Annotated in this window: 7 protein-coding genes; 5 read left to right on the forward strand and 2 right to left on the reverse strand. The window is 58.2% G+C overall.

Translation table 11 applies throughout. The annotated features are described in order from the left end of the window. Positions 1-278: 278 nt before the first annotated feature. The gene (locus FJ145_26240) at positions 279-695 is read left to right on the forward strand and encodes a hypothetical protein (GenBank protein MBM4264911.1); all 417 of its coding nucleotides are present in this window, start codon (positions 279-281) and stop codon (positions 693-695) included. 212 nt (positions 696-907) lie between these two features. On the opposite strand, the gene FJ145_26245 is transcribed toward FJ145_26240, so the two are convergent. Together FJ145_26245 and FJ145_26250 are read right to left on the reverse strand one after the other, a co-directional pair. Further along, positions 908-1,420 (reverse strand): ricin-type beta-trefoil lectin domain protein, encoded by a 513-nt coding sequence (locus FJ145_26245; protein ID MBM4264912.1) that lies wholly within the window; start codon positions 1,418-1,420, stop codon positions 908-910. A 48-nt stretch (positions 1,421-1,468) separates the two neighbouring features. Next, positions 1,469-3,301: a YHYH protein gene (locus FJ145_26250; GenBank protein ID MBM4264913.1), complete on the reverse strand. Its 1,833-nt coding sequence runs from the start codon at positions 3,299-3,301 to the stop codon at positions 1,469-1,471. A gap of 517 nt (positions 3,302-3,818) precedes the next feature. Here FJ145_26250 and FJ145_26255 point away from each other — a divergent pair. The 4 genes from FJ145_26255 to FJ145_26270 all read left to right on the forward strand — a co-directional run bounded on the left by FJ145_26255 (position 3,819) and on the right by FJ145_26270 (position 8,183). Then, positions 3,819-4,856: an extracellular solute-binding protein gene (locus FJ145_26255; GenBank protein MBM4264914.1), complete on the forward strand. Its 1,038-nt coding sequence runs from the start codon at positions 3,819-3,821 to the stop codon at positions 4,854-4,856. A gap of 594 nt (positions 4,857-5,450) precedes the next feature. Further along, entirely contained in the window at positions 5,451-6,281 is an 831-nt protein-coding gene (locus FJ145_26260; GenBank protein MBM4264915.1) for a c-type cytochrome, read from the forward strand. A 141-nt stretch (positions 6,282-6,422) separates the two neighbouring features. Continuing rightward, on the forward strand, positions 6,423-6,830 hold the full coding sequence (locus FJ145_26265) for a hypothetical protein (protein ID MBM4264916.1): 408 nt from the start codon (positions 6,423-6,425) through the stop codon (positions 6,828-6,830). A 369-nt stretch (positions 6,831-7,199) separates the two neighbouring features. Continuing rightward, positions 7,200-8,183 carry an ABC transporter substrate-binding protein gene (locus tag FJ145_26270; GenBank protein ID MBM4264917.1) on the forward strand — a complete coding sequence of 328 codons (984 nt, stop codon included), beginning with the start codon at positions 7,200-7,202 and terminating at the stop codon, positions 8,181-8,183. The last annotated feature ends 258 nt before the right edge of the window (positions 8,184-8,441 follow it).

Raw genomic sequence — 8,441 nt, forward strand, 5'->3', positions numbered from 1 at the left:
ACGAACAGCGGCGCTGACCAGTCGCCGGGTCACCCGCTCGATTATACCGCCCCAAACTGCCGCCCAGCATCCGCGTCTACGTATGTGCCGTTGACCGTCGGTGCGGAACCTTAGAGCGGAGTTATGGACATTTCTGCCGGTCTTGCAATAGTCTGTGGGCCATGGAAAGGAACATTTGAAATCCTCCACGGTATACGGATCATGCAAATGCCTAAGTCGACGATCCGCACTACGTTCTCTGCACAATAAGAACCAATGACGGAGGTTGTTCTTAGGCTATGGCTTATACACCGAGCGAGTCAAACTATAACGACACTGGCACGTTCTTCGAGCCGGACACGCTTTTGCCCGCGCAGTACTATGCAACCGTGCAGAAAGGACACCAGCAGGCTCCCGAGCGCCGGCTGATGGTCGCAGTATTGGAAGACGTTGTCGCATGCCTTTCGGTCAATCCCAATACCTGTTCGCGGCGCCAGCGCCTCGAATTCCACAGCGCGCATTCGTGGGTTAACGCGCCCATCCAAGGTGAATGGGTTTTCTCCTTCCACCACATCTGCGATACTTTGGGCTTCGATACCGGGTTTCTGCGGCGTGGTTTGAACCAATGGGCCAAGCGTTATGGGAAGGCACGGATCGAGCGTGGCTCAAAACGCAAAGTTGCGCGCAAGCCACTGCGCCTGCGGGCCCTGTTTTGAGCAGCGCTGATTCGGCTACCGAGGACTGTGAAAGCCCTGTTTGACGCCATCATTCTGTCGGATTGCAGCCAGTGTCCCGTTCATCCGCAACTGAAGAGCGTCTTTCATGCCAAAAGCACGCCGCCATTACAACGTATTCAGAGGATACAGGCAAATTCGGTAAGAGTGACTTCTGCAGAGCCTCAGTCGGCTTGCGCTCGCAAGCGCCATTTTTAACGCGCAGCGTGAGTCTCGCTGCAGGGCTCAAGCGTCAGGCGGCGCAACAAATGCACCGGGCGGCCACCACCGCCGGGCGCGCCGCGGCCATCCGCAACGGTCACGCACAAGCCCGGCGCACTTCTCGGTACGATCTGTCCCGCGGCTGTCAAGTCAAAGCGCTGCGCCGGTTGGCCGTCGCAAGCGCTCAAATTGAGCGGCGCCCCTTCTTGTCGCGATCCCGAACTTAGGCAAACTTTGAACCGCGGCAAGTAGAATTCGCCAGCCTTAAGCCGTTCGGCGTCAAACGCCTGATCCACACCCAGTTGTCCCTGGTAACTGTAGCAACTATGCGCCTGCAGCCCACGGCCTGGGGTCGCGGATTCCTTATTCCCGACAATGTCTAGACAGTAACCCCTCGGCTCGTCCAGTCGATCGGTCAAGACGATTTCTACCAAGTTCGCGGCGCTGCTCGGTGCACTCAAACAAATTATGGCGCAGAACGCCGCGGCTCCGATGGAGAACTTCATAGGTATGATTCCCCTCTCGACATTCGGGCCGATGTCATCGACATCTGTCTACGGCGACACTTCGAGCAAATCTTTGGCAAAGATCACCTCGCCTTTGAAAATCTCGGCGATTTGCCCGCGCGACAGGGTTTCGCTAAAGCGTGCGTTGGCAAAGTGCGTGAGCACCAGTCGTTTGACGTTGGCTTGGCGCGCCATCTCCGCGACTTCGACCAGGGTGCTGTGAGCACGCGATGGGTTGGCACGGTTGGGGCGTTGCGGTTGATTCGTCGGGCCCAGATTCAGTGGACCGGCGTCCATCACCAACACATCCGCGTCGCGCGCCAGCTCGATCAAGCTCGGGGAAAAACTCAGGTCGCCCGAAATCACGATCGATTTTTCGCCGGCGTCGAAGCGATAAGCAACCGTATGAATCGTATGATTGACCCGCGCGGTTCTCACCGTAAGGCCATACAGGGAGAAATTCTCACCGCCGCTGACTTCGCGCATCGTGACGTTGCGCATGACCTCCCCCGACCCTCCCGTGCGCTGGGCGCGGTAGTCGCTGTCGTCCTTATAAAAGTCCAGCACGAAATCGGTGAAGCGCTTTGTGCCCGGCGGACCGATGATCTGCGCCGCGCCACCCTGCAGGCGGGCTTTTAGCAAGATGGGCACGAACTCCTCGTTGTGATCGAGATGATGGTGCGTGAACAGCAGAGCGCTCAGGTCACGCAGTGAAACGTTGGCTTGTTGGAGACGAAGTTGAGTGTCGCGCCCCATGTCGACCAGCAGTCGAACATTACCATAGCGCACCAGCCCGCTAGGCCCGGCGCGTTCGGCGTTGGCCGGCGGTCCGCCGGTGCCCAGGGTGATGACGCTCAAGTCGTTCGCCGCTATCGGCGCTGCGGCAAAAGCGACACGATATTCCGAGCCAACGGCGGCTGACTGTGCATCAGCCGGAACCCTATCGCCTCCTATTTCCGCCCGTCGAGGCGGTGGCCGCGGCCGTTCCGGGCGAGCGATGGCGCCGCCGCGGAAACAACCCAATGTGTAGGGGAACTCGCGGTTGGCGTGGTAATGATAGACGGTTTTCGTGCCACCGTTGGCGGTTGCCACGGGGCCGATATGGCCATGGCATTCGTCGAGCTTGTCATTGGCGATGTAAACTCCCGCTGCGTCGCGCGGCCCGTAAATGGCGAATCCGTCAAGGGCGTAGCCGATGAGCGGCGAGTGAGCCTTGGAATCGCCCTGGTCGAAGCAAGGTGAAAAATGATGATAGTGGTAGCGGCCATTTCTCTCCGGGTGGCCTTCGCACTCGTCGAAGATCTCATGCGCGACGGCGTCGCGTCCCGGAGCATCGAGGGCATTGAAAAACACCGCGCCGCTCAAGGCGACGCCGATAATGCCCATCGGCAGACAACCGGGAACCGCGGCGATGCGTGGGTTGCTGGGTATCGTGAATTGCACGCCGTAGGCTTGGATGACATTGGGATTGCGATCATAGCGGTACGCTGCCGAAGCGCGGTCGATGGGGAAATTGCCGGTCGCATGATTCGGCAGGCCGTCGCCGGCAAGATTTATCTGCTCCGGCCGCTCGTGGACGTTGAGCTGACCGTTCCAACTTTTTGAACCTTCAACCACCGGTTTCTTGGCGAAATCGATTACCCCGGACGAATCCACCCATGGCCGGTTCAGGGCTTCGCCCATGACTTGGCGATCGCAAGAATAGATCGTATTCCGCGCCGGCTCGGCCAACGAGCGGCGATCCATCGCCCCTTGCGCATAGCGCCCGGAAGCGAGATCGAGCAGTTTCGTCTGCGCGACCGCCAACGCCAAAAGCGCTGGCGTGGCGAATCCGACGATTGTGATAGCAAAAGCGCGGCGAGTGATGCGGCCTGAACGCATGACGGGCTCCCGTTTGGTTAGATTTACCTGACTTTAGACTGCGCCACAAAGAAAATGGTTGACTTGGCTGCAATAGATTTCGATATGGTTAATTAATTGACAGGGGCGCGGGAGCCTGGCCGTTTTCCTCGATAGGACTTCTAAGGAGCGCACAATGGTTCAATGTTCCCAAAACTAACCTTCGGTCCCGACGTCGCCGACTGGCAGGAGCGGCTCAATACCGAGCGCATGCGCACCGAGCTCGACCGAGCGGCGCCTCAAGAAACCGTTCGCGCCTTTCCTGGCCGCTTTCCGGCCGGGCCAACCGCAAGCACAAACCGAATTGACATCTCTTGCGGTCCTGCTACGACTCTGGGTCATCGAAAAGGGCGTTTGAAATTCCTATACGGTTTTCCAACCCGAAAAGAAATTGACATATCCCCTGGTCCTGCGATATGAGTCCGCTCTTAAGAAAAGGGGCTTAAAAATCGTTTCCAGAAACTAAGTTCGCTCATTATGAATCGGGAGGAGTTGCGCAATGATCCAATATTTCGTTAAGGCAAGATTAGCCAACCTTTGCTGCCTTGTTCTTTTGTATTTCGCCGTTGTTCCAAAGACTGGTTTCGCTGCGGCGGCCGAATCCATGGAACAGCTTTATGAGAAAGCCAAGCAAGAAGGAGGCAGGCTCACTCTCTACGCGCCTCTGTCAACGCGCGTGGAGGCAGTGGTGCCACCGGCGTTCATGAAAAGATTTCCCGGGGTGACCGTCAACCACGTCGACAGCACCTCGGATAAGCTGATTGCACGGGTGCTGAGCGAGCGGCGCGGCGGGCGTGTGTTAGCGGATGTCATCAGCGGCGCGCTCACTTACCTACCGCAGATGCTCGAACAAAATTTCCTTGCGCCGCTGACGATCCCCGAGGCCGCGATTTATCCAGCCCAGATGAAGGGCGACTCTTGGGTTGCCACCGATACGCAATATTACATCATTGGCTGGAACACCGGCCTGGTCAAAAAAGGCGAAGAGCCTAAAAGCTTCGAGGATTTGACGCACTCGCGGTGGAAGGGCAACCTGATGGGCGAGCCGCGCGATTTTCAGCTCCTGGTGGGCTTCGCCAAGGTGAGATACAAGAACGATGAACGGGCTGTCGAGCTTTTCAGAAAGATCGCCGCCAACGAGGTGGAATTTCACCGTGGCCATTCCCAACTGGCGGAGTTTCTGGTCGCGGGACAGCGCCCGGTTTGCTTCACCTGTTATTCGCATCATTTTCCGGCGCGCGTTAAGCAAGGCGCGCCGATCCTGCCGTTGATGACCGAAGGCGTCGGTGAAATTGGCGGCTCGGTGGCTATCCTCAAGGGCGCACCCAATCCGAACGCGGCGATGCTCTGGGCGCGCTGGGTGATCAGCGAGGAAGGCCAGCGAATGTACGCCCAAGCGGGAGAGACTCCCGCCCATCCGAAGGTCGAGCCGCTCGAAAAGGTCCGGCCGGACAAGCCCTACATGCTATCGGTAGGGGATATCAAAGAATTCCCGAAGTACGAGAAACTTTGGAAGGAAATCTTCCAAATCCGCTGAGGAGGATGCGTGCAAGGGAGGAGATTGGGGAACTCAAATCGTACTGGGCGGTGCCGCGCCCGCGGCTGCATCTGATTCGGTTTCATGAGGTGCTGGCGCCCAACGCCAAGTTGCGCCGTCAAATCGTTCCCGCTCCGGTTGAGCCTCCCAGTGAAGTTTCAACCGCTGAGGCCCCTGCGCAGAAAACCACGCGGCGCGTCTTCGACCTTGACGTGGAACACTGCCCCAACTGCGGCGGCAGCTTGAAGATCATCGCCTGTCCTGAGCCCAGTCGAAGGGCCGCCATCGAAGATCCGCCGATGATTGAGAAGATTTTCAGCCATCTGGGTCTGCCAACCCGCGCCCCGCCGCGCGCGCCGGCTCGTCGAGCCACATTCCGGCCGAGTCAACCGCTACGCCAGCGGGTTTTTCCATCAGGCACAAACCCAATTGACATCTCTTGTGGTCCTGCGCTATGGCTCTGGCTTATAGGAAAAGCGCGTTTAAAATTCCTATACGGAACAACGAGTAAACTGTCGTGGTTATCCGGGTTCCATGCGGTGCCGCGGCGCCGCGAGCTAAGAATAACGCTGGCAAAATACTCAAGTTTATCGTATCGACCGACATGGCAGAACGCGTATTGTTCCCGAGAGACCGCAGGAGGATTCAACTGTGAAACTGCACCGACTGGGCGGTTCGTTCCTTGGTGGCGTAATCATTTACATTGCCGGCTGCGCCACGCAGCCTGAGTTGACACCGCGCCAAGCTCCCGAGACGCCCCAAATCGCTCAGGGACGCGCACTGTTCAATGACGTCAAACTCTCCGGTGACGGCAAATGGTCCTGCGCCTCTTGCCACCCCAACCATGGTCACACCAACAACAAGACCTATATCGGTCTTGACGTCGTCGCCGACGGCAATCCCCAAGGCCGGAGTACGCCGACTTTGTGGGGCGCGGGTACTAGACAAGCGTTTTCATGGGCCGGCACGGCGCCGAGCCTGCAAGCGAACATGCGCGCTATTATCGTCAACCGGATGAAGGGCCCCGAGCCCAGCTCCCAAGCACTGGCCGCGCTTGAAGCCTATGTCCGGGCGCTTGGCTATCCGGTAAACCCCTACTTGAACGATGACGGCACACCGACAGCCGCCGCCCCAGCGGCGGCAAAACGCGGCCACGCGGTTTTCACTAGAGCCGGCTGCCAAGCTTGCCATCTGCCGCCGACCTTCGACAAAAAGGAGGTCGAGGATGTTTTCTCGGGCGGTAAGTTCAAGGTGCCGTCGCTGCGCGCCGTTTCCCACACCGCGCCCTACTTCCACGATGGGCGCTTTGCGACGCTAGAGGAAACCGTCCGCTATATGTGGAGCTACGTGCAGAAGGCCGGCACCACGGAGTCGCTGAGCGACGCCGACCTGCGTGACCTGGTGGAATACCTGCGGATATTGTGAGGCGGTCGTCAAAGGTTTTACGGCAAGTCCTCTCGTTTCTGCCCACGCGAATTTTCAAACCCGGCTATTTCGCGGAGTGCTGAACCGTTTCCCGCTCTAGCCTAAACACGATATTGCGGCCAAACCAGGACGTCATCGATCATGGCGAAAGATTTTGTCGGCACTAAACGCTGGCTCCGACCGGCGACCCCGTGTGAAACCTTCATGGACAAGCAGAAGCTGCCAATCCATCGCGGCACCATCGCCTTCTCGGATATCGGCAATCTGACGCTGGCCGGCTGGCCGGAAATGCTAAGGGGTCAGCCTTTATATCACTACTTTCTTAGTTCTCAAGTAGGCTCCCGCCCTCAACTATCCCGCGTGGCGAGTTGCCGAACAGAATGCTCGACGCGACTTATCGCGCTCGATATTGTTCGCCTCGCAATCAATTGCACTGTGAAAAATTCCTTCGAGCCAGTTGTCGCACTTGATAGCGTGGCAGAGTGCCCGGGAAACAATCGCGGTCGACTGACATATGGCCGGACCAAACGTACATTTGTTATGATTTAAAAGTCTGATAATCATCTAGCCGGCTCCGCGAGTAGGCCGTAAATTTGAACGATCAAATTTGACGGTTGAAGGAGGAGACGGAGATGAAACTATCCGGCCGCGCCGGGCAGGTCGTGCTGCAATTGACGTGGAACACTGCCCTAACTGCGGCGGCAGCTTGCAGATCATCGCCTGTCCTGAGCCCAGTCGAAGGGCCGCCACCAAAGATCCGCCGGTGATTGAGAAGATTCTCAGCCATCTGGGTCTGCCAACCCGCGCCCCGCCGCGCGCGACCACCGGCGAAGCGGTCTTGCCTTAGCAGAACCATTAACGTAGATTGCGCCGCAACGCTGATCGTTAGAAACAATTTTCCCACGGAGGACTCACCCGATGAAGCGAACGACTTATGTTCTTGCCGCTCTCGTCGCCGTCATGGTCGCCGCCCCGGCGCTCGCTTCGGAGCGCCTGCGCATCGCCTACAGCTCCATCAGCGCGGCTTATCTCGGCATATGGGCCGCGAAGGACGCCGGTTTCTTCGCCAAAGAGGGCTTGGACGATCAAATCGTCTTCATTCCCAGCGCCACCCAACTCGCGCAAGTTCTGGTCGCGGGTGAAATCGATATCGCTTCGCTCGGTGGCGGGCCGGTGATGGCGGCGGCCCTCGGCGGCGCCGATCTCAAAGTCATCGGCAACAACGTCAATAAACTGATCTTCGCGATTCATGCCCGGCAAGACGTGAAGAGCTTGGAGGACCTGCGCGGCAAACGCATCGCCGTTAGCCGTTTCGGCTCGGCCGCCGACATCGCCGCGCGCACGGCGCTGCGAAAATTCAACATGGACCCGAGCAAAGATGTCCAGCTTATGCAGTTGGGCACCATGTCGAATATGTTCGGCGCCTTGAAATCGGGCGGCGTGGAGGCCTCGGTGGTCTCGCCGCCGACGCAATTCGTCTCGGAGAAAATGGGCTTCAAAGAAATCGTTAGCATCACGGACATGAATCTCGCTTACCCCAATCCTTCCATGGCGGTGCCCGGCGACCTGATTCGCAAGCGGCCCGAAGTCATCGACCGCTTCATGCGCGCCTACGTGCGCGGCATGCACCGCGCACGCGTCGATCGCGACGGCGCGATCAAGATGCTGGCAAAATACACGACGATCCCCGACACAGCGATTCTGAACCGCGCCTACGACTACTACATGAACGGCATCCTCGAACGGGCGCCGTACATCAACATGCAAGGCATGCAGAACGCCCTGGACGACGTGGCGAGAACCGTCCCGGCGGCTAAAGGCGCCAAACCGGAACAGTTCGTCGATCTGAGATTCCTAGACCGGATCGAGAAGAGCGGAATTTTGAAGGAACTGTATAAGTAGCGCTTCGGAATACTTCCCGGTCCGGTTGAGCCTACCAGTGAAGATGACTGTGCATGGGCAAGCGCCGGATGGTGAAGTTAGAACCATCCGGCGTCGCACCCTTCCGTCTCCCACGGCAAAGAGCGACATTTCATCGTTCGCGCACAATTCATTTGACAGCTTGAAAGTGCACCGGCTAGTATCGCGCCGATCACCCGTTACTTCCTGAAAGGACTCTTCCAATGAACTGGCTCTTCGAGACCGACGATTCATTTGCGT

The organism is Deltaproteobacteria bacterium, assembly GCA_016874755.1.
In the GTDB taxonomy this organism is placed as follows: domain Bacteria; phylum Desulfobacterota; class Binatia; order UBA9968; family UBA9968; genus DP-20.

Bases quoted from the DNA above. Each gene is read 5' to 3' on its own strand.
- FJ145_26250 (MBM4264913.1), bottom strand. From the start codon at position 3,301: ATGCGTTCAGGCCGCATCACTCGCCGCGCTTTTGCTATCACAATCGTC.
- FJ145_26265 (MBM4264916.1), top strand. From the start codon at position 6,423: ATGGCGAAAGATTTTGTCGGCACTAAACGCTGGCTCCGACCGGCGACC.
- FJ145_26245 (MBM4264912.1), bottom strand. From the start codon at position 1,420: ATGAAGTTCTCCATCGGAGCCGCGGCGTTCTGCGCCATAATTTGTTTG.
- FJ145_26240 (MBM4264911.1), top strand. From the start codon at position 279: ATGGCTTATACACCGAGCGAGTCAAACTATAACGACACTGGCACGTTC.
- FJ145_26255 (MBM4264914.1), top strand. From the start codon at position 3,819: ATGATCCAATATTTCGTTAAGGCAAGATTAGCCAACCTTTGCTGCCTT.
- FJ145_26270 (MBM4264917.1), top strand. From the start codon at position 7,200: ATGAAGCGAACGACTTATGTTCTTGCCGCTCTCGTCGCCGTCATGGTC.